The organism is Stenotrophomonas sp. YJH_SMC_65, from assembly GCF_059369475.1.
On the sequence record NZ_JCAFSR010000002.1, the window covers coordinates 112,178 to 131,749 of the forward strand.

At 67.8% G+C, this 19,572-nt stretch carries 18 protein-coding genes; 4 read left to right on the top strand and 14 right to left on the bottom strand.

The features are described from left to right. Window positions 1-524: 524 nt before the first annotated feature. The 4 genes from murU to AC5P7A_RS03560 form a co-directional block, all read right to left on the bottom strand. Window positions 525-1,235 (bottom strand): N-acetylmuramate alpha-1-phosphate uridylyltransferase MurU, encoded by a 711-nt coding sequence (gene murU, locus AC5P7A_RS03545; protein ID WP_197606410.1) that lies wholly within the window; start codon window positions 1,233-1,235, stop codon window positions 525-527. Continuing rightward, complete coding sequence (locus AC5P7A_RS03550) at window positions 1,232-2,257, bottom strand: aminoglycoside phosphotransferase family protein (RefSeq protein WP_046429330.1); 1,026 nt, start codon at window positions 2,255-2,257, stop codon at window positions 1,232-1,234. Before AC5P7A_RS03550 ends, murU begins: the two co-directional genes overlap by 4 nt. Before the next feature lie 64 nt (window positions 2,258-2,321). Then, the gene (locus AC5P7A_RS03555; RefSeq protein WP_005415577.1) at window positions 2,322-2,591 is read right to left on the bottom strand and encodes a GlsB/YeaQ/YmgE family stress response membrane protein; all 270 of its coding nucleotides are present in this window, start codon (window positions 2,589-2,591) and stop codon (window positions 2,322-2,324) included. A 69-nt stretch (window positions 2,592-2,660) separates the two neighbouring features. Then, window positions 2,661-4,154 (bottom strand): M20 family metallopeptidase, encoded by a 1,494-nt coding sequence (locus tag AC5P7A_RS03560; protein WP_032957377.1) that lies wholly within the window; start codon window positions 4,152-4,154, stop codon window positions 2,661-2,663. A 199-nt stretch (window positions 4,155-4,353) separates the two neighbouring features. Between AC5P7A_RS03560 and AC5P7A_RS03565 the strand changes: the two genes are divergently transcribed. The 4 genes from AC5P7A_RS03565 to AC5P7A_RS03580 all read left to right on the top strand — a co-directional run bounded on the left by AC5P7A_RS03565 (window position 4,354) and on the right by AC5P7A_RS03580 (window position 7,500). Then, window positions 4,354-4,680, top strand: a complete 327-nt coding sequence (locus AC5P7A_RS03565; RefSeq protein WP_014036262.1) for a ComEA family DNA-binding protein — start codon at window positions 4,354-4,356, stop codon at window positions 4,678-4,680. Window positions 4,681-5,031: 351 nt separating this feature from the next. Then, complete coding sequence (locus tag AC5P7A_RS03570) at window positions 5,032-6,114, top strand: L,D-transpeptidase (RefSeq protein ID WP_041863141.1); 1,083 nt, start codon at window positions 5,032-5,034, stop codon at window positions 6,112-6,114. A 17-nt stretch (window positions 6,115-6,131) separates the two neighbouring features. Next, complete coding sequence (locus tag AC5P7A_RS03575) at window positions 6,132-6,857, top strand: murein L,D-transpeptidase catalytic domain family protein (protein WP_032957373.1); 726 nt, start codon at window positions 6,132-6,134, stop codon at window positions 6,855-6,857. 34 nt (window positions 6,858-6,891) lie between these two features. Further along, window positions 6,892-7,500, top strand: coding sequence for a HutD/Ves family protein (locus AC5P7A_RS03580; protein WP_046429337.1), 609 nt, complete (start codon window positions 6,892-6,894; stop codon window positions 7,498-7,500). A 147-nt stretch (window positions 7,501-7,647) separates the two neighbouring features. Here the strand turns inward: AC5P7A_RS03580 and AC5P7A_RS03585 are convergent, their stop codons facing one another. The 10 genes from AC5P7A_RS03585 to AC5P7A_RS03630 form a co-directional block, all read right to left on the bottom strand. Further along, complete coding sequence (locus tag AC5P7A_RS03585; protein WP_478409467.1) at window positions 7,648-9,252, bottom strand: sulfite reductase subunit alpha; 1,605 nt, start codon at window positions 9,250-9,252, stop codon at window positions 7,648-7,650. After that, window positions 9,249-10,220, bottom strand: a complete 972-nt coding sequence (locus tag AC5P7A_RS03590; protein ID WP_197575430.1) for an FAD:protein FMN transferase — start codon at window positions 10,218-10,220, stop codon at window positions 9,249-9,251. Before AC5P7A_RS03590 ends, AC5P7A_RS03585 begins: the two co-directional genes overlap by 4 nt. Before the next feature lie 52 nt (window positions 10,221-10,272). Then, the gene (locus tag AC5P7A_RS03595) at window positions 10,273-11,076 is read right to left on the bottom strand and encodes a DUF4198 domain-containing protein (RefSeq protein ID WP_134808582.1); all 804 of its coding nucleotides are present in this window, start codon (window positions 11,074-11,076) and stop codon (window positions 10,273-10,275) included. Between the two features lie 122 nt (window positions 11,077-11,198). Beyond that, on the bottom strand, window positions 11,199-11,717 hold the full coding sequence (locus AC5P7A_RS03600; RefSeq protein WP_005408420.1) for a DUF2271 domain-containing protein: 519 nt from the start codon (window positions 11,715-11,717) through the stop codon (window positions 11,199-11,201). 26 nt (window positions 11,718-11,743) lie between these two features. Further along, window positions 11,744-12,382, bottom strand: coding sequence for a PepSY-associated TM helix domain-containing protein (locus tag AC5P7A_RS03605; protein WP_495219891.1), 639 nt, complete (start codon window positions 12,380-12,382; stop codon window positions 11,744-11,746). A gap of 191 nt (window positions 12,383-12,573) precedes the next feature. Further along, window positions 12,574-14,994, bottom strand: coding sequence for a TonB-dependent receptor domain-containing protein (locus AC5P7A_RS03610; protein WP_197575216.1), 2,421 nt, complete (start codon window positions 14,992-14,994; stop codon window positions 12,574-12,576). A 143-nt stretch (window positions 14,995-15,137) separates the two neighbouring features. Beyond that, complete coding sequence (locus tag AC5P7A_RS03615) at window positions 15,138-15,539, bottom strand: hypothetical protein (protein ID WP_075077025.1); 402 nt, start codon at window positions 15,537-15,539, stop codon at window positions 15,138-15,140. Between the two features lie 163 nt (window positions 15,540-15,702). After that, window positions 15,703-16,380 (bottom strand): Fe2+-dependent dioxygenase, encoded by a 678-nt coding sequence (locus tag AC5P7A_RS03620; protein WP_495219892.1) that lies wholly within the window; start codon window positions 16,378-16,380, stop codon window positions 15,703-15,705. A gap of 10 nt (window positions 16,381-16,390) precedes the next feature. Then, complete coding sequence (locus tag AC5P7A_RS03625) at window positions 16,391-17,110, bottom strand: tetratricopeptide repeat protein (RefSeq protein ID WP_014646262.1); 720 nt, start codon at window positions 17,108-17,110, stop codon at window positions 16,391-16,393. A gap of 68 nt (window positions 17,111-17,178) precedes the next feature. Next, window positions 17,179-19,473, bottom strand: coding sequence for a TonB-dependent receptor (locus AC5P7A_RS03630; RefSeq protein WP_046429352.1), 2,295 nt, complete (start codon window positions 19,471-19,473; stop codon window positions 17,179-17,181). Window positions 19,474-19,572: the final 99 nt, after the last annotated feature.

The following is a 19,572-nucleotide window of genomic DNA, read 5'->3' on the forward strand; positions in this document are numbered from 1 at the left end:
GCAGGGCTGCGCCCTGCACCCGCGGTAGTGCCGGCCGCTGGCCGGCAACTTCAACAGCAACGTCAAAAGCTGGCTTCCTGAGGGGAGGCGGGGTGGGTCAGGTTGCGGGGGACGGCGCAAGTACGTCCCTGTAGCCTCGATCGCGCCATCCATGGCGCTCACGCCCCCGCAACCTGAGCCACCCCGCCTTCGACAGATTCCCGCGATCTGTCTGGACGGCGTTCTGCACTGCTGTTGGTGGATGTCGACCTTGGTCGACACGTGTCTTGCTTGTGGTGGGTGACGACCGTTGGTCGTCACCGGAGCAAGCGCAGCGAAGCAACCCGCTTTTGCTCTTCTTTCTTTCTTCCGTGGCTCGACGCGCACGGAAACTGTCTGAGGCCGGGCGGGGTGGGTTCGCGGGGGTGTCCGCGGCATGGATGCCGCGGCCAAGCCCCCAGGGACGGGTTCACGGCGTCCCCCGCGAATCCACCCCGCCCGGCCAAGCAAGGCTACTGCTCTCAAAACGTCCAGCCACGAGGGGCTCAGCCGTTCGCCGCCAACTCCGCATCCAGCGCGCGCAGGCGATCCACGGTGCCGACGTCGGTCCAGCGCCCGCGATGGTGCTGCCCGGTCATCAACCCCTGCGCCATGAAGTGCTTCTGCAGCGGCACCACCGAGAACTTCGGTGGCAGCCGCTCGCTGCCCGGCGCATCGCCGATCACCGCGCGCCAGTCGGCCACGATCGAAGGACGGTACAGGCCGATGCCGGCATAGGTCAGGCACGGTCCTTCGCGATCGTGGTGCAGGAACCCCTGTGCATCCAGGCGGTAGTCACCATTCGGGTGCTGAACCGGATTGTCGACCAGCACCAGGTGCGCCTGGCCCTGCGGCTCGCGCGGCAGCGTGGCGAAATCGAAATCGGTCCAGATGTCGCCGTTCACTACCAGGAACGGGGCATCGCCCAGCACCGGCAGGGCGTTGAGGATGCCGCCGCCGGTTTCCAGCGGGGTCTGCCCTTCGTACAGGAAATGCAGGCGCAGGCCCCATCGGCTGCCATCGCCCAGCGTCGCCGGGAACTGTTCGGCCAGCCATGCGGTGTTGACCACCACCTCGCGCACGCCGAGTGCGGCCAGGCGTTCCAGGTGCCAGACGATCAACGGCTTGCCAGCCACTTCCAGCAGCGGCTTGGGCGTGTGCAGGGTCAAAGGGCGCATGCGCTCGCCGAGGCCGGCGGCAAAGACCAGCGCCTTCATCGGGCCACGCGCATCGGCGCGCCCAGCTCGGCCAGCGCCGGCTTGATGCGGTCGTCCAGCAGCTGCTGCAGCGGTGCCAGCTCGCGGTAGCGCGGCAGCACTTCATCCAGATAGGTGACGAAGCGCGGTGCGTCGTCGAGGTAATGGCCCTTGTTGTCGCGGTAACGCAGCCGGCAGAACAGGCCCAGGATCTTCACGTGGCGCTGGATGCCCATCCAGTCGGCATCGCGCAGGAAGGTGGCGCGGTCGGGCACCGGCAGGCCGGTGTCGCGGGCGCGCTCGTGATACTGCGCCAGCCATTCGTCCACGCGTTGCAGTGGCCAGCTCAGGAAGGCGTCCTTGAACAGGCTCACCGCATCGTAGGCGATCGGGCCGCGCACCAGGTCCTGGAAATCCAGGACCGCGGGGCCATCGTCGACCGGCATCAGGTTGCGCGGCATGTAGTCGCGATGGGTCATCAGCTGGGCCTGGCCCAGCGCGTTGTCCATCAGGCGGCGATGCACCAGCTGCAGGCCTTCGATCTCGCCGCAGTCCAGTTCAAGGTTCAGGTGGCGCTGCAGGAACCATTCGTCGAACAGGCCGGCATCGCGCTGCAGCAGTGCTTCGCCGAACTGGCCGAAGTCGGCCGGCACCGGGATCGCCTGCAGGCGCAGCAGCTGCTCGATCGAACGACCGAACCATTCGTCAGCGTTGCGCTCGTCGAGGATCCTGGCCAGGGTCGGGCCGCCGAGATCTTCCAGCAGCAGGAAGCCGGCATCCAGGTCCTGCGCGAGCAGCATGGGCACGCGCAGACCGTTGTCGTGCAGCAGGCCGCGCATGCGCAGCCACGGCCGCGGATCTTCCAGCCCCGGCGGGGCGTCCATCACGATGTGGCTGCCGCGCGTGCTGGTGGTGCGCCAGTAGCTGCGCATGCCGGCGTCAACCGAAGCGCGTTCGACCACCGCGTTGGCATCATCGAGCTGGGTACGGGCCCACTGCAGGCGCTGCGCGCTGCGCTGGGGATCGGAGGCGGGTTCGGTCATGCGGGCATATCCGGGCGCGCCGGGCGCGCCAACGTCGGCAACAGGAAGGGAAGGGGGAGCGGCGTCAGCGGCGACCGCTGAACAGGCGCAGGACGGCCAGCACGGCCACCGCGCCCACCACCGCGCCGAGGAAACCGGCCGGTTCGCCGGGGGCGTACCAGCCCATGTACTGGCCGAACCAACCGGCCAGCAGGGCACCAAGGATGCCCAGCACGATGGTCAGCAGGCAGCCCATGCGGTTGTTGCCGGGCATGAAGAAACGCCCGAGCAGGCCGACGAAGAAGCCGACCAGCAGGATGTACAGCCAGCTGCTGCTGCCGAACAGACCATTCATGCGCGCGGATTCCGCTTGAGTGTGGACGCAGCCTAGCAAGGCCAGGCTGCGTCCGTCACGAGTGCCGGATCAGCAGCAGCCGTGGTCGCCGTGGCGGGTGCCGCTGTCGGCAGCCACCGGCGAGCCGCTGGTCTCGCCGCGCAGGCTGGCGGCGTAGTGCTCGCTGATCACCTTGGACACGCAGGCGGTGACCTTCTTGCCCATCGGGATGTGCAGGAACTCGTTCGGGCCATGCGCATTGGAGTGCGGGCCGAGCACGCCGGTGATCATGAACTGCGCGCCCGGGAACTTCTCGCCCAGCATGCCCATGAACGGGATCGAGCCGCCTTCGCCCATGTACATCGCCGGCTTGCCGAAGAAGGCCTGGCTGGCGTCGTCGATGGCCTGGGTCAGCCACGGCGCCATCGCCGGGGCATTCCAGCCGGTGGAGGCCTTTTCCAGGTCCAGGGTGACCTGCGCGCCGTTCGGCGGGTCGCGCAGCAGTGCTTCCTTCAGCAGCTCGCCGCAGGTCTTGCCATCGGCGGTCGGCGGCAGGCGCAGCGACAGCTTCACCGAGGTCTGCGGACGCAGCACGTTGCCGGCCGATTCCAGCGGCGGCATGCCACCGACGCCGGTGACCGACAGCGCCGGGCGCCAGGTGCGGTTGAGCACCAGCTCGGTCAGGTCCTCGTTCATGGGGCGCAGGCCGTCGACCATCGGGAACTTCTCGAAGATCTCGGTATCCACCACTTCGGCGGCACGCTTGGCCTGTTCCAGGCGCTCGGCCGGGATCTCCACGTTCATGCCGTCGATCAGGATGCGGCCGGTATCCTGGTCCTCGATGCGCGAAAGGATCTGGCGCAGCAGGCGGAAGCTGGACGGGATCACGCCGGAGGCATCGCCGGAATGCACGCCTTCGTTGAGCACCTTCACGGTGAAATTGCCGCCGGTCAGGCCGCGCAGCGAGGTGGTGCACCACAGCTGGTCGTAGTTGGCGCAGCCCGAATCCAGGCAGACCACCAGCGACGGCTTGCCGATGCGGTCGGCCAGGTGGTCGACGTAGGCCGGCAGGTCGTAGCTGCCGGACTCTTCACACGCTTCGATCAGCACCACGCAGCGGGCGTGCGGCAGGCCCTGGGCCTGCAGTGCCAGTACCGCAGCCAGCGAGCCGAAGATCGCGTAGCCGTCGTCCGCACCGCCGCGGCCATACAGCTTGTCGCCGCGCAGGACCGGGGTCCACGGGCCGAGGTCGTCGTCCCAGCCGGTCATTTCCGGCTGCTTGTCCAGGTGGCCATAGAGCAGGATGGTGTCGTCGCCGGTTTCGGCGCCGGTAGCCGGAATTTCCAGGAAGATCAGCGGGGTACGGCCTTCCAGGCGCACCACCTCAACCTTCAGGCCGGGCAGCTGCTGGGCCTTGGCCCAGTTCTCCATCAGGGTGACCGCCTGTTCCATGTAGCCGTTCTGCACCCAATTGGCGTCGAACATCGGCGACTTGTTGGGAATGCGGATGTAGTCGACCAACTGCGGGACGATTTCGCTGTCCCACTTGTCATTGACGAATTGGCCGAGCTTGGCGCTGTCCATCTGAAACTCCGGTTGCATGGGCTGATCCGGCCATTCTACGCCTGTGCCGCGGGTAGGGTTTTTCCTACATCACGTCGGGTATTTGGCTGGCTTACGGAAATCCGGGAAACCGATAGGCTGTGCACATGTGGTGACGGACACTGTTCCTGCCGACGGGATTGCCGGTCGGGGCGGCCAGAATCACAGGGAGATACACGTCGTGCCTTGGTTTGTCGTGTTGAGGGCGCTGGTGCTGGTAGTGGGGATCGCTGGGGCGCATGCCGCCGAACCGATCGACATCAACCGCGCCGATGCCCAGGCGCTGCAGCAGGGATTGACGATGGTCGGAGCCGCCAAGGCCGAGGCGATCGTCGAGCACCGGCGCAGACACGGCCCGTTTCATCGCGTCGAGGACCTGACGCAGGTGAAGGGAATAGGGAAAGCGATCGTCGAACGGAATCGACAGCGGATCACCGTAGGCAACAGGTTGTTGCCGGCGGATCCGGTACCCGGATCGGTACCGGTGCGGACCGTACCCAGGCGCTGACAGCAGGAATCGTCGGAACCGGCAGGAGGCTGGTTCACCGGTCACGGACAGGAAGGCCGTGACCACCGACCGCCGCAGGACGCGGCACCAATCACCAGGATGGTGGCATCACAGACCTGTGGAAGGGGCTGAGATACAAACAGGACAGACGCGGCCGCGTGCAGGATGCAACGCTACCCCCACAGCGCAGGATGCGAGGGGGCGGCAGCAGGCCGACAAGGACGTAACGATTGCCCGGTACGACACATGGCTGTGTCGCCGGGCAATTTCATTTCCGGCGCCTGGTTTTGCCGTGGCCACCACGGGCCGATGGTGTACGGTGGCCGCTCCGCATGGAAAGGACCCCGCTGGATGCTTGTGCACCGCCCCACGACCCTGATGCTCGCCCTGGCACTGACCCTGCCACTGCTGGCCCATGCCGCTGCGCCGACGCCGACAGCCAAGCCTGCGGCCGAAGCCAGCACCGCCGACGTGCGCGGGCCGACCGACCTGAAACCGGGCGAGTACCTGTGGCATCCGGAAATCTCGCCGACCGGCCCGATCGTGCTGGTGGTCAGCCTCGATGAGCAGCGTGCCTACGTTTACCGCAACGGCATCGCCATCGGCCTGACCACGATCAGCTCGGGCAAGGCCGGGCACGAGACGCCGACCGGCGTGTTCACCATCCTGCAGAAGGACAAGGACCACAGGTCCAACCTCTACAACAGCGCGCCGATGCCCTACATGCAGCGGCTGACCTGGGATGGCATCGCCCTGCATGGCGGCAGCCTGCCCGGGCATCCGGCCTCGCATGGCTGCGTGCGCCTGCCGCAGGCGTTCGCGCAGAAGCTGTTCAGCGAAACCCAGCGCGGCGATACGGTGGTGGTGGCCGACGCCAAGAGTTCGCCGATGACCCTGGCCTATCCTTCGGTGCTGGCACCGGTCAACGCGCGCGGCCAGGCTTTGCCGGAAACCGAGGGCGGGGCCCCGGCGCAGGCCTGGTGGGACGACAGCGCAGCCCCGGCCGGGCAGGTCGGCATCCTGGTCAGCCTGCATGACCAGCGCCTGTACGTGCTGCGCGATGGCGTGATGATCGGCGAGTCGCCGCTGAAGGCCGACGCCCTGCCCGCATTCCAGGGCACCACGCTGTTCGTGATGGGGCAGGGCTACAGCGATACGCCCAGCCCGCTGGACGTGAACCAGCGCCTGCACCAGTGGACGGCCTATCCGCTGCTGGGCCAGGATCGTGCCCAGGCCACCCCGGACCTGCTGGCCACGCCCTCGTTGCCGATGGCGCTGCCGGCCGATTTTGCCCGCCAGCTGTACCAGGTGCTGGTGCCGGGCACGACCCTGCTGGTGACCTCGTTGCCGGCGGTCCGCCCAAGCCCGGCTGAATCCGGAATGCAGCCGGTCTTGGAATCCGAGCCGCCAGGGTCCACCCTCAAGGGCAACTGAGTCCCCTCGTTGTGCCCATGACTGCATCCCGCCTGTGCCGGCTGGCCGCGTTCGGCCTGCTGGCGACCTCGGCCAGCGCCCCGGCGCTGGCACAGACGCCCGCCCTTGCCACCAGCGCTGATGATCTGGCTGCCTTGCTGTCGCGCAGTGCGCCCAAGGCCGACCGCCACGTGTTGCAGCTGGCGGCGCACGCCATGCGCTGTGCGTTGCAGCGGCCGGAGCTGGGCATCAACGGTGATCGTCTCAGCGTGATCGATTATTCGCGGCCGTCCACCGAGCCGCGCCTGTGGGTGTTCGACCTGGCCCACCAGCGCCTGCTGTTCGAGGAATGGGTGGCGCATGGCCGCAACAGCGGCGAGAACCGCACCCAGCACTTCTCCAACCGCGATGGGAGTTTCATGTCCAGCCTCGGCGCGTTCACCGCGCAGGAGACCTACATGGGCGGTAATGGATATTCGCTGCGCCTGGCCGGGCTGGAGCCGGGCTTCAACGACCGTGCGCGCGAACGCGCGATCGTCATCCACGGTGCGCCGTACGTGAACCCGGCCACCGCGCAGCTGCAGGGGCGCTTGGGTCGCAGCCTGGGTTGCCCGGCGGTGCGCCTTTCGGTGGCCAAGCCGCTGATCGATGCGTTGCGTGGCGGCACGATGGTGTTTGCTTACTACCCTGACCAGGATTGGCTGAAGCACTCGCAGCTGCTGGCCGGCGGATGCGGTGGCCAGGGCACGCTCGCTACGCGGTGATGCATGATGGCGCGTGGCGTGATGCAATGCGCCGATGAACGTCGACTCCCTGTTGCACACTCCGAGCCAGGTCATTTCCAGCCTGGACTATCGTCGCGAACGCTGGCGGAATGGACTTGGCTGGACCCGCGAGATCCTGCGCCTGCCCGCGCAGGGTGATGACTGGGCGCTGCGCCTGTCGGTGGCCGAGATCGAGCAGGACGCTGCGTTCTCCACCTTCCCCGGCGTGGAGCGCGAACTGGTGCTGCTGCAGGGCAATGGCGTGCGCCTGCGTTTCGAGGATGGCCGCGTGGCCCAGGTGCTGCCGCCACACGGGCGGGCGCGCTTTGCCGGTGAGGAAACGCTGCACGGTGAACTGGTCGATGGCACCACCCACGACTTCAACCTGATGTGGAAGCGCGAGCTGCTGCAGGCCGAACTGCTGCACCGGCCGCTGGTGGGGTCGATGTTCTTCTTCTGCGAACCGGGCGTTGCGTGGGCGCTGCATCTGCTGGCCGGACAGGCGCAGTTCGGTGCCGATAGTGGCCTGCCGGCGCTGCAGGCGGGAGACACCGCGTGGTTGGCGGGGGGCGAGAGGCAACGGCATGCGCTCAGCGGTGGTGGCGAGTTGTTGGCGATACGGGTGAGCGCGGCGGGGGCATGATTTCTGGGCGCCGGTGGGCGCCATCCACGCATGGCGTGGATCTACTGCCGTGCGGTTGCCACCATGCCTGGACACGCCGTCATGGTGCGGCTGTGGTTGGGGTCAGAGCCCTTTCCTGCGGAAAGGGAACCGACCCCGATGGTTCGTTCAATACACATCGCGCCGGTAACGACCGGCCAGCAGCAGCGCTTCCCTGCCTGCGGTACCCAGCACCCGCTCGATCACTGCATCCACGCCCGGGGCCATGCCCTGCAGGCTGCCGCAGACCAGGATCGTCGCGCCTTCATCGACCCACTGCCGCAGCGTCGCCGCTTCGGCCTGCAGCCGGTCCTGCACATAGCGATGCGCGCCGCCGTCGCGGCTGAACACTGCATCCAGCCGTGCCAGCGTGCCGCTGGCCAGCATCGCCTGCAGTTCTTCGCCGAAATGGAAGTCGTGCGCGGCGGTGCGCTCGCCGAACAGCAGCCAGGTGCGGCGAGCGCCGCGCTGGGCACGTTCGTGCAGGTGCGCGCGCAGGCCGGCGATGCCGGTGCCGTTGCCGATCAGCAGCAGCGGTACATCGGTGGGCACGCCATGGAAATTGTCGTTGCGGCGCAGCCGCAGTTGCACCGGTTCGCCGATGGGCGCGTGGTCGCACAGCCAGCCGCTGCCGATGCCGGGTGTACCGTCGGCGCGCAGTTGGCGGCGCACCAGCAGCTCCACCGCGCCGTCGGCCATCACCGAGGCGATCGAGTACTCGCGATGCGGCAGCGGTTGCAGGGTTGCCAGCAGTGCGGGCAGATCACCCGGGGGAACCAGCGATGGCAGATGTGAGCGCTCGATACGGGCCAGCAACGCCTGCCCGTCATCCAGCATGGTGTCTGCATTGAAGCCCTGTGCATCGAGCCAGGCGCGCGCGCTGTGGCGTGGGTGCTGCGGGCCGATCTCGGCGATGTCGCCGGCCTGCCACTGCACATCGACGCCAGGCGGTGGCTGCAGGCGCACCCGGTACACCGGGCCGCCGGGGCTGCCCGGATTCAGATGCTGGCGTTGCAGCAACGTCCACGGCTGATACTCGGCCGGGCTCCAGTCGGGCAGTTCGGTGGCGCCTCCGCCAAGTTGTCCCAGCAGCTGCTGCCAATGTCGCAGCGCCGCCGGATCGGCATTGTCGACCTCGATCGCATCGAACAGCGGGTGCGCGCCGTGCTGGCGCAGCCACTGGTCCAGCTGGTGGCCGAATCCGCAGAAGTGGCCATAGCTGCGGTCGCCCAGCGCGAGCACGCCGTACTGCAGATGCTGCAACGGAGGCGGCGCGGCCATCACCCCGCGCAGGAACGGCAGGGCGTGGTCGGGCGGATCGCCTTCGCCGGTGGTGCTGGCAATGAACAGCGCGCGCTGGCTGTCGGCCAGCAATGCGGCGTCGACATCATGCAGCCCGCGCACACGCACCGGCACGCCGGCACCACGCAGGGCCTCGGCACTGCGTTCGGCCAGTTCGCGGGCAAAGCCGGTCTGGCTGGACCAGACCAGCAGGAGCGGTGCGGTATCGGCGGACGCCGCATCATCGCGCGGACGAGTGCGCCACCACAGGGCTGCGCAGGCCAGCGCGTACAGCGCGGTGGCGATGATGGCGATCTGCGATTGCCGTGCCGGCGGTGCGCCCTGCCACCAGGCGTCGCCGAGGTGCAGGCGCAGCAGCGCCCAGGCGATCAGCGCCAGTACGATCAGTACAAGTGTGTTGCCGAGCCACGCACGCGATGGCCGAGTGCTCATGCGTCCTGCCCGTCGAGCAGGCGCTGGAAGGCGCTGCTGAGAAATTCCTGCGGGCCGTCTGCGGTGCGTTGCAGGTAGCGCGCGGCCAGTCCTTCGCGCTCGGCCAGCGCCATGCCCTGTTCGCGACCCAGCACGGTCAGTGCGGTAGCCCAGGCATCGGCGTGCATGGCGTCGTCGGCCACGACGGTGACCGCTGCGGCGACCTGCTGCACCGGCCTGCCCGTACGCGGGTCGAGGCTGTGGCTGTAGGCCTCGCCATCGGCCTGGTACTGGTGCCAGCGATCGCCCGAAGTGGCCACCGCCTTGCCGTCCAGCGCCAGCACCCGTGGCGGGGTTTCGGTGTGCACATCCTCTTCCGGTGCGGATTCCACCAGCACGCGCCACGGTTGGCCGTCCGGTTTGCGGCCGTAGCCGGCCAGTTCGCCGCCGACTTCGATCAGCGCCGCCCCAATCCCTTGCCTACGCAGCCAGGCGGCTACGTGATCGACGCCGAAGCCCTTGGCGATCGCAGAGAGATCCAGTTCCAGCCGGCCCGGTTGCAGCAGCGCATCATCCTGCCACTGCAGGCGCTGCCAACCGCAACGCTCACGGGTGGCCTGCAGGGTAGCGGCGTCGGGCTGGCGGCGTTCACCGGCATGTGCACCGAAGCCCCACAGTGCAACCAGCGGACCGATGGTGGGATCGAAGGCGCCGTCACTGGCGGCAGCGATGGCCTGTGCGCAGGTCACAACGTGGCGGGTCTCCGCCGGCAGCACGCACCATTGGCCAGCGTCGGCGCGGTTGTAGCGGCTCAGATCCGAGCCGGGCTCCCAGGTGCTCATCTGCGCGACCACGTCGTCCAACCGCGCCTGGATGCCGGCGTGCAGCGGGTGCAGGTCGCGCTGGCGCGACGCGACCAGCGACACGCTCCAGGTGGTGCCCATGGTGGTGCCACCGAGGCGGGCGATGTCGAGATGGGAATCGGTCATGGTGATGCGTTGCGGTGGCGATGCCGGGGAATGCCCGGCATCGCGGTCCACATTACTGCGGCAGCACTTCCAGCGTGGCGACGTAGCTCAGGCGGCGCTTGGCGGCCTGCTTCACCGACGTCTTGTTGTCCTCGGTGCCGGTCTCCAGCCAGTACATGCCGGCTTCCGGCCAGGTCACCTTGATCTCGCCCTTGGCATCGCTGGTCAGCTTCAGCTCGTCCTGCGCGTTGCGGTAGCGGGTGGCGCCACGCACGATCTCGAACTGCAGGCCGGCGGTCGGCTTGCCATCGACCAGCACGCGGAAGGTGGCTTCCTCGCCGGCGAACAGGTCATTCGGGTGGCCGACGGCGACCAGCTCGATGCCACGGTTGGTCGGCTTCAGCGCGGTGTCGTTCGGCGCACCGTTGGTGACAAAGGTCTCCACGCGGCCGATCGACTGGCTCACTTCCAGCTTCTTCGCGTCCTTCGGCAGTTCACCGAAGGTAGCCACGCTGCCGCGCCAGCGCTTGCGCTCGCCGTTCTGCTCGTACGTGGCGAACAGGCCGTCATTGACCGACGCGATGCGGTAAGTGCCCGGCTGCTTCAGTTCGATGTCGAACACGCTGCGGTACTTGCCGGTCGACGCGTTCTGCGGCTGCACGGTGCTGCCGTCCGGCGCGGTGATCACCAGCGATTCCAGGCGCAGCGGCACGTGGTTGAAGTAGAACAGATCGTTGGAGACCGCACCGTCGACGGTGATCCACGGCGCGTTGCCGGCGATCACGGTCTGCGAGGGCAGCAGCCAGGCCTTGTGGGCCAGGGCGGAGAAGGGAAGGGCAGCGGCCAGGGCGGCGGCGAGGACGAGCGTGCGCTTCATGCGGAAGACTCCAGTTGGAAGGGGTCGGATCCCTTTCCAGCGGAAAGGGCTCTGACCCCGAGGGATAGGGCGATGGGGTCAGAGCCCTTCCTGCGGAAGGGATCCGACCCCGGCTCAGGCAGTTATGGTTTGACGGCGAGGGTGACCTGGCCCAGTTCGGTGGCGCCTTGCGCCTTGCCGTTCTGCGCGGCGGTGGCCGGCCAGGTGAAGGGGATCTTCAGCAGTTCGCGGCCACCGACTTCGCGCACCGCTTCCACCACCAGGGTGTAGTTGCCCGGGGCCAGTTGCTTCAGTGCCGGCTGCCTGTCGTTGAACGACAGCGCGTGCTTGCCGGCCGGGCGGGTCGGGCCGGTCACGCCGTCCACCGGCACCTGCAGGGTGCGGCCGCTCTTGCGCCACCACTGGCGCAGGTCGGGCAGCCACTTGGTGCCGTGGCCTTCGCTGTTGCTGGTCTGCTGGTACCAGACCGACAGGTTGGCCGCGACCTTCTGGTCGGCGCCTTCCAGCCACACCGCCACGTACGGGCGGTGGTACTCGGCCACGTTGAGCTTGGGCACTTCGACGTTGATGTCGAGGGTGGTGGCGTACGCCGGTGAGGTGGCCAGCAGACCGCTGAGGGCGATGGTCAGGGTGACGCGCATGGGGCGGCTCCGGAAACGAAGGAAAGTCAGTGGATCAGCAGCAGGGCGATCAGCAGCGGAATCATCAGGCCGAGGCCGACCAGCGGCCAGGTCATGCGCCGCTGGCGTGCATGCAGGTGCAGCAGGAACAGGCCGGTGATGCAGAACATCAGGCAGGCCACGGCGAACAGGTCCAGGAACCAGCCCCACGCCGGGCCCGCGTTGCGGCCCTTGTGCAGGTCGTTGAGGTAGGACACCGCGCCGCGCGAGGTTGATTCGTACTCCACCGCGCCGGTCCCGCGATCGATGCTCAGCCAGGCGTCGCCGCCGGGGCGCGGCAGCGACAGGTAGATCTCCTCGGCCGACCACTCTGCCGGGCGCCCGCCGATGGCGATGCCCAGCTGCGTGTCCAGCCAGTGCCGGGCCGGGCGCGGAATCGGTGCATTGCCGTTTTCGCGCGTGCCGAGCTGGCCGAGCAGATCGTCCGGCAGTTCCAGATGCTGGTTCTGCACCTGGGGTTTGGCTTCGATCTTCGCGGCGTGGTTGAGGGTCAGGCCGGTCACCGCGAACAGCAGCATGCCGATCAGGCACACCGCCGAGCTGATCCAGTGCCACTGGTGCAGCGTCCGCAGCCAGAAGCCACGGTTCTGTTGCTGCGCCACGGTGGAAGAGGCAGGACGGCTCACGGCACGGTTCGAGGCGGACGGGGACTGCCCATTACATCATTGATGAGAATAGCTCGCAATTGCGTGTCGTTCTGTATCGCTGGAGGGCGATTGCCGGCCAGCGGCCGGCACTACCGATCGGTAGATCCACGCCACGCGTGGATGAAGCGGTGCCGACCAAGGTCGGCACCCACCGGGGCCGGGCGCGGCGATCAGAACTTCGCGTTCAACGAGATCCAGTAGCTGCGGCGCTGGTCCTTGGTCGCGTAGTCGTCCACGCAGTTGAACTCGCTCTGGCTGATCAGCAGGCACGACTGCGAAACGAAGTCCTTGTCGAACAGGTTGTTGACCCGCGCGTTCACCGTCAGCCATGGCGTGGCCTTCCAGCTGCCACCGAGATGGAAGATGGTGTAGTCCTCGTAGTAGCGGGTGTGGCTGGCGCCGTTGGCGTCCAGCAGCGTGTCGCGGTAGCGGTCGTAGCGGCCTTCGCCGATCAGCGACAGGCTGATCGCTTCGTTGACCTGCCAGTTGAGGCTGGCATTGGCCATGTGCCTGGCCGGCATCGTGCCGCTGATCGGCAGGCCCTTCTGCGCGCCGCTGGTCTGCTCGCTCCTGGTCCAGGTGTAGTTGCCGCGCAGCTGCAGGGTGTCGAGCAGGTCGACATGCGCGGCCAGTTCGGCACCGCGGGTCTCGGCCTTGTCGATGTTCACGCTCTGGGTGAACGTGCTGTAGCCCAGTGCCGCCCAGCCCGGGCCGATGTCCACGCAGTAGCCGCTGCCGGCGCGGGCCACTTCGCAGTTCGCAAAGGTGCCGCCGCTGGCGATCTTGTCTTCGAACGTGTTGAAGAAGCCGGTGACGTTGAAGCCCCAGCGCTGGCCTTCGTAGTAAGCGGCCAGCTCGTAGTTGGTGCTGGTTTCCGGCTTGAGGTTCGGCGAACCGACCAGTGGCAGCACGCCCTGGCCACCGAAGCCGGTGATGCCCGGGAACAGCTGGTCCGGACGCGGGGTCTTGTAGCCGGTGCTGACGCCGCCCTTGAAGGTCCACGCATCGCTGGCATTCCACACCAGGTAGCCACGCGGACTGACATGGCTGCCGAATACGTTGTGGTCGTCGTAGCGCAGGCCGAAGGTGGCGGTGAGGGTGTCGGTCAGCGCCCAGTTGTCCTCGGCGAACAGCGCCCACATGCGGTGCGTCTGCTTGACGTTGCTGCGGTAGCCGGCGCCATCCATGCCGAACACACCGTCGACCATGTCAGTGTCGTTGTACTGGCCGCCCACGGTCAGCGTGTGCGCGCCGAAGTCCAGGTCGAGCATCGTGTCGAGCACGTAGCCTTCCAGTTCCATGGTGCGCAGCGGGCGCGGCAGGAACGCCTGCAGGCGCGCCATCTCGCTCGGGTTGAGGGCAGCCAGGGCGTTGCCGCGGCCGGCCGCACAGTTGTTGGCAGCACCGGTGCGGCGGCAGACGTCATTCCAAAGCGTCTGCAGGTTGGCGCGCTCTTCCAGGGTCAGCGGCAGCGAACGGCCCAGGTTGCTGCTCTTGCTGTGGGTCAGCGAGGTCTGCCAGGTACCGAAGCTGTAGCGGCCCTGATGGGTCAGCGACAACTGGTCGCGTTCGTAGCGCTGGTAGGCGGTGTAGCCCACGCGCGGCTGCACCACGCGACGGGTGACGGTACCGCTGCCGTTCGGGTTGGGAATGACGGCATTGCCGACGCGCCACAGGCTGGCCAGGCTGTCGAGGGTGCCGGTCTGGCCTTCGCTGTTGTCGAACTTCTGCCGCGACACGTCGTAGTCCAGCCACAGTTCGTGATCGTCGTTGATGCGGACGTCCAACCGCACGCCGCTGTTCCAGTTGGTGTTGGCCACCGACTTGCCACCACCGCCGAAGCCGATGCTGCGCTCCCACAGGGTGCCGTCGGGCAGGGACAACGCATCCCATTCCGGGTTGGAAGCCTTCGCGTCGTAGTAGCTGCCGCGTACTGCCAGGCTGAGGCGCTCCTTCAGCAAAGGGCCGCTGAGGTAGAGGTCGGTGGTGCGTGCATCGCCGAACTGGTCGTCCTGCTGCACGGTGAAGCCCTGGCTGACCGAACCGTGCCAGCTGTCCTGGTTGCGGCGGGTGATGATGTTGATGACACCGCCCATCGCGTCCGAACCGTACAGCGTGGACATCGGCCCGCGCACGACTTCGATGCGTTCGATCGCGTCCAGCGGGGGCAGGTAGGCGAACTGGCCGCCACCGAAGTTGTTCGGATAGATCTGGCCGACATTGCTCTGGCGGCGGCCGTCGATCAGCACCAGGGTGTACTCGGACGGCAGGCCGCGCAGCGACACGGTGGCGCGGCCGTTCTTGTCGGTCGCTTCCAGGCCGACGTCGATGCCTTCGACGTCGCGCAGCGCATCGACCAGGCTGGTGTACGGGCGCTTGCTCAGTTCCTCGCGGCTGACCACGCTGATGCTGGCCGGGGCATCGATCACCTTCTGCTCGAAGCCGGCGGCGGTGACCACCACCTTGTCCAGCGTCTGCGGCGCGCCTGCGGCGTCACCGTGGGCGAAGGCGGGGCTGGCGAAAGCCGCCAGCACGGCGCTGGTCAGCAGGGTACGGGACAGGGACGAACGGACACGATGGCGCTGGGCCATGGCAGTTACCTCGAAGGATGCAGGGTGGCGCGGTGCCGTGCGCGAAGGGCGCGGCAGGCACGGGGGCCGGTCAGGGGCGGCAGGGATGAAGCAGGCAGCGGCGTGCAGGCGCGACCGCGCAGGCGGTCACGTCGGGCCGTGGATCAGGCGAGCGGCGGCGCCTGGCCGCGTTGCTGACGGCGCCCGGGCGCATCGGCCCAGGGCGTGTCCGGAGCGGCCAGCGGCCAGTCCGGGCGCACGCCGGGCATGGCCGGCATGGCGGGTACGAGGTCGAGCTCAGTGCGCAGCCAGTGGCTGGCCAGCAGCAACGGCGGGCGTGCCTTCTCGGCCGCCTTCACCGGAGCGGAGGCGCAGCGGCGCAGCTTGGCCGGCGCCTCTTCCTGCAGGGGTGTTTCGCCGCCACGTTCTTCCAGTGGCATCTGCACGGCCATTCCGGCCTGGGCCTGTGGCAGCAGCGGCAGGGTGCCCAGCAGCAACGCCAGCATTGCCACCCACGCCAGCAGGCTGGCCAGCGCAGGACGCTGGCCGCGCATGGCGGTGCCCATCTTGCGATGGATGAGTGGGCGAGGGCGAAGCGGGCGCAGCAAGCGGGGGTTCCCTGGGGCTGCCGGCAGCGGCCGGCATCAACGGGGCGTGATTGTAATGAGAGCTGTTAGCTGTTGCAAATGAGAATGATTGCCAAAATGTCGCAGGCCGGCCCGGCAAGGCTCAGACTTCGCTCCAGCGCCGCAGCAGGTTGTGGTACACGCCGGTCAGCTGCAGGACCGCCTCGGCGTCGCCGCCGGTCTGCCGCAGGCGCTCGATCGCGCCATCCATTTCCCACAGCAGGCGGCGCTGCACATCGTCGCGGATCATGCTCTGCACCCAGAAGAACGAGGCCACGCGCGCGCCGCGGGTGACCGGCCGCACCTGGTGCAGGCTGCTGGACGGATACACGACCAGGTCGCCGGCCGGCAGCTTCACTTCGTGCTCGCCGTAGGTATCGCTGATGATCAGCTCGCCGCCTTCGTATTCGTCCGGCGCCGACAGGAACAGGGTGCAGGAGATGTCCGAACGCAGCTGTTCGCCATTGGCCAGGTTCATCACCGCGCCATCGACGTGGTAGCCATAGGTGCCGCCACCGCTGTAGCGGTTGAAGCGTGGTGGCAGGTACTTCAGCGGCAGCGCGGCACTGAAGAACGGCGGGTGCCGGGCCAGCGCGACGAGGATGATCTCGCCCAGTTCGCGGCGCAGCGGCGAAGCCTCGGGCAGCTGCTGGTTGTGCTTGGCCTGTGCGCCCAGATGCCCCACGGTTTCGCGGCCATCGGTCCAGTCGGCGGCGTCGAGGCGGCGGCGGAAGTCGGCGACCTGGTCGGCGCTGAGAATGTCGGGGATGTGCAGCAGCATGCGGGACTCCTCAAAGGGACGGCGGTGCGACCAGGGCGCGCACCTGTGGATGCGGTGACGCGGCCAGCTCCGGCACGATGTGCGCCATGAATGCCGGGCTGCCGTGCGCCAGTGCGAGCCGCAGCCAGTGCACGGCCTGCTCGACCTGGCCGGCCTGCAGCAGGATCGAGGCGTAGTTGGCCTGGCCGCGGAAATCACCGGCCTCGGCCGCGCGCTGGTACCAGGCCAGCGCCGCCTGCGGATCGGGTGCGGTATCCAGCCCGTCTTCGAGGTGGCGGGCCAGCAGGTTCATCGATTTGGCGTGGCCCAGGTGCGCGGCACGGGTGTACAGGGCCAGTGCCTGCGCGCGGTCCTGCGCAATGCCGCGGCCGGTGGCCAGCAGGTTGGCCAGGTTGTACAGGCCCCAGTCCAGGCCGGTGTCGGCCGCGCGCCGGTACCACACCGCCGCCAGCGCCAGGTTGACCGCCGTGCCGTGGCCCAGCTCATGGCAGCGGCCGAGCATGTTCATCGCCATCGGCGCGCCGTTGTTGGCGGCGGTTTCGTACCAGAGCAGCGCCGCCGAGGCGTCCTGCGCGGTGCCTTTGCCTTCCATGTGCATCTGCGCGAGCAGCAGTTGTGCATCGACCTGCCCAGCCTGCGCAGCGTCGCGCACGCGTGCGAACGCGGCCTGCGGATCGTGCTGCAGCAGTTCGGCCAGGGCGTCGCTGTCGATGGGGGTACGGGTTGCCATGGGGTGAGTATCGCCGGAAACAAAAACGGCGGCAGGAGAGCCTGCCGCCGTGGTGGAGCGAAGCTACATCAGAACTTCACGTTCAGTGCCAGGGTGGTCGAGCGACCCGGGGCGATGCTCGCGTAGTGCGAGGCATAGGCCTTGGTGAAGTAGGTCTTGTCGGTCAGGTTCTGCACGTTGAGCTGCAGGCTGATGTTGTCCTGGATCGCGTAGCTGGCCATCGCGTCGAAGCGGGTGTAGCTGGCGATCCACTTGGTGTTGGCGACGTCACCGTACTGCTTGTCCGAGTAGAACGCACCGGCACCGACGGTCAGGCCGATGGGGAAGCGGTAGGTGGTCCACAGGTTGGCGCTGTGCTTGGCGGTGTTCGGGAATACGTTGCCGTTGTACGGCGAGGGCACGTAGACGTTGGACGGGCAGGTGCGGCCGACCGGTGCACCACAGACGAAGCCGTTGTCCTTCAGTTCCGAGTCCAGGTAGGTGTAGCCGCCGTACAGGCTCCAGGCGTCGGTCAGCTGGCCGGTGAAGCCCAGCTCGAAGCCGTTGATTTCCTTCTTGCCGGCATTCTGGCTGGTGCCGTTGTCGACCGTCACGCGCGCGTTGTTCATCACCGTGTGGAAGATCGCCGCGGTGAGGTTCAGGCGCTGGTCGAACAGGTCCCACTTGGTGCCCAGCTCGAGGTTCTTCGTATCCTGCGGCTTGAGGTCGGCCACGGCGGCGCTCAGGCCGTCCGAACCATCACCACCGTCCATGCCCGGCGGAGTCGAGGAGGTGCCCCACGACAGGTAGATGCTGCCGTTGGCGGCCGGCTTGAACACCACGCCGGCCTGGTAGTTCAGGAAGTCGTTGCTGTTGCGCACGCGGGTCGGTGCCTTGCCGGCCACCGGGGTGGTCAGGGTGGTGCGGAAGTCGTCGTAGCGCAGGCCGAGGTTGATCATCCACTGCTCATTGAGCTCGATGGTGTCGAACACGTAGGCCGAGGTGGTCCTGGTGCGCTGCTCTACGTCCAGTGCCTTGTCGCTGCGGTACACCGAATGGGTGGCCGCCCACGGATCGCGCGGGTTCGGATTGGCGAAATCGGTGCAGTTGTAGCCGGTGGCCGCGCCGGTGGTCGGGCACTTGCTGTTGCCGGTGAGCGGGTTGCTGGTGCCCGGGGTCATCAGATAGCTGCCGCGGGTCATCTTCTCGTCGCTGTATTCCACGCCCGCGCTGTAGCTGTGCTTGAGCGCACCGGTCTGGAAGGCACCGGTCAGGCCCAGCTGGTCGGCGAAGCTCTTGACGTCGACGGCACGGCTGTTGGTCCGGCGCCACAGGGTGCCGTAGTTGTTCGGGTTGCCCTGGCTGTCGTCCGGCTGGGTCCACAGGTAGTCGTTGCTGGTGTTGCCCAGGCGCGCGATGTTGCGCAGCTTGTGGCCGCCGAAGTCGTAGCTGGCATCCAGGGTGCTGATGTCGGCGCGGGTACGCTGGAAGTCACGGTCGACCAGGCCGTAGTAGTTGTTGCGGTCCGGCACCATCGGGCGGCCGTCGACCCACTTCGAGGCCGGCGCACCGTTCGGGTTGCCATACGGGAAGCCACCCGCATCGGGCAGATCATCGCTCTGCATGTGGTAGTGGCTGGCGATCAGCTGCGCCGGGCCGTTCAGGCCGAACGCGATCGACGGCGCGATACCCCAGCGGCTGACATTGGCGGCGTCACGGCCAGCGATGTCCGATTCGTGCTTCATCAGGTTCAGGCGCGCGGCGATGCCATCGCCCAGCACGTAGTTGGCGTCCACGGTGCCGCGCGCGTAGCTGTCGGTGCCGATGCCCATGCTGGCGCTGGTCTCGTTCTTCAGCTTCGGCGTCTTGCTGACCAGGTTCAGGCTGCCACCGCCGGAATCACGGCCGCCGTAGGCCGAGCTCGGGCCCTTGACTACTTCCACCTGCTCCAGGTCGAAGATCTCGCGGGTCTGCGAGCCGACGTCGCGCAGCCCATCGACGAAGACGTTGCTCTGCGAATCGAAGCCACGGATGAAGGGGCGATCACCGGTGGGGTTGCCGCCTTCGCCGGCACCGAAGGTGATGCCCGGCACCATGCGCAGCGCATCCTGCAGGTTGGTCGCACCGGTTTCGGCGATCAGCTTCTCCGAGACGATCGACACCGACTTCGGGGTGTCCAGCAGTTCAGCGGTGAACTTCGGCGAGGACGGATTGAACCAGCTGCCGCGCACCTGCACCTTGTCCAGGTCGGTGGCCTTGCGGGAGGAGGCTGCGTCAGCGCTGTCGGCCGCCTGTGCGGCCAACGGCGCGAAGCCGGCGGCCAGGGTGGCGGTGGCGAGCAGGGAAACGCGCGGGGCGCGCTTGCGGGACGTGATGTGGGTCATGGCTTGGGTGGTAGTGGCTGGGATCGGAAAGGGGCGAGGGCCGAAGCGCAGACAGCGCGACGGCATGTAGAGGGCGTCTTCTGTAGAGCCGAGCCGATG

Excerpts from the sequence above, each read along its gene's own strand:
- murU (WP_197606410.1), bottom strand. The coding sequence starts at position 1,235 with ATGAAGGCGCTGGTCTTTGCCGCCGGCCTCGGCGAGCGCATGCGCCCT.
- AC5P7A_RS03550 (WP_046429330.1), bottom strand. The coding sequence starts at position 2,257 with ATGACCGAACCCGCCTCCGATCCCCAGCGCAGCGCGCAGCGCCTGCAG.
- AC5P7A_RS03555 (WP_005415577.1), bottom strand. The coding sequence starts at position 2,591 with ATGAATGGTCTGTTCGGCAGCAGCAGCTGGCTGTACATCCTGCTGGTC.
- AC5P7A_RS03560 (WP_032957377.1), bottom strand. The coding sequence starts at position 4,154 with ATGGACAGCGCCAAGCTCGGCCAATTCGTCAATGACAAGTGGGACAGC.
- AC5P7A_RS03570 (WP_041863141.1), top strand. The coding sequence starts at position 5,032 with ATGCTTGTGCACCGCCCCACGACCCTGATGCTCGCCCTGGCACTGACC.
- AC5P7A_RS03575 (WP_032957373.1), top strand. The coding sequence starts at position 6,132 with ATGACTGCATCCCGCCTGTGCCGGCTGGCCGCGTTCGGCCTGCTGGCG.
- AC5P7A_RS03580 (WP_046429337.1), top strand. The coding sequence starts at position 6,892 with ATGAACGTCGACTCCCTGTTGCACACTCCGAGCCAGGTCATTTCCAGC.
- AC5P7A_RS03585 (WP_478409467.1), bottom strand. The coding sequence starts at position 9,252 with ATGAGCACTCGGCCATCGCGTGCGTGGCTCGGCAACACACTTGTACTG.
- AC5P7A_RS03590 (WP_197575430.1), bottom strand. The coding sequence starts at position 10,220 with ATGACCGATTCCCATCTCGACATCGCCCGCCTCGGTGGCACCACCATG.
- AC5P7A_RS03595 (WP_134808582.1), bottom strand. The coding sequence starts at position 11,076 with ATGAAGCGCACGCTCGTCCTCGCCGCCGCCCTGGCCGCTGCCCTTCCC.
- AC5P7A_RS03600 (WP_005408420.1), bottom strand. The coding sequence starts at position 11,717 with ATGCGCGTCACCCTGACCATCGCCCTCAGCGGTCTGCTGGCCACCTCA.
- AC5P7A_RS03610 (WP_197575216.1), bottom strand. The coding sequence starts at position 14,994 with ATGGCCCAGCGCCATCGTGTCCGTTCGTCCCTGTCCCGTACCCTGCTG.
- AC5P7A_RS03615 (WP_075077025.1), bottom strand. The coding sequence starts at position 15,539 with ATGGGCACCGCCATGCGCGGCCAGCGTCCTGCGCTGGCCAGCCTGCTG.
- AC5P7A_RS03620 (WP_495219892.1), bottom strand. The coding sequence starts at position 16,380 with ATGCTGCTGCACATCCCCGACATTCTCAGCGCCGACCAGGTCGCCGAC.
- AC5P7A_RS03625 (WP_014646262.1), bottom strand. The coding sequence starts at position 17,110 with ATGGCAACCCGTACCCCCATCGACAGCGACGCCCTGGCCGAACTGCTG.
- AC5P7A_RS03630 (WP_046429352.1), bottom strand. The coding sequence starts at position 19,473 with ATGACCCACATCACGTCCCGCAAGCGCGCCCCGCGCGTTTCCCTGCTC.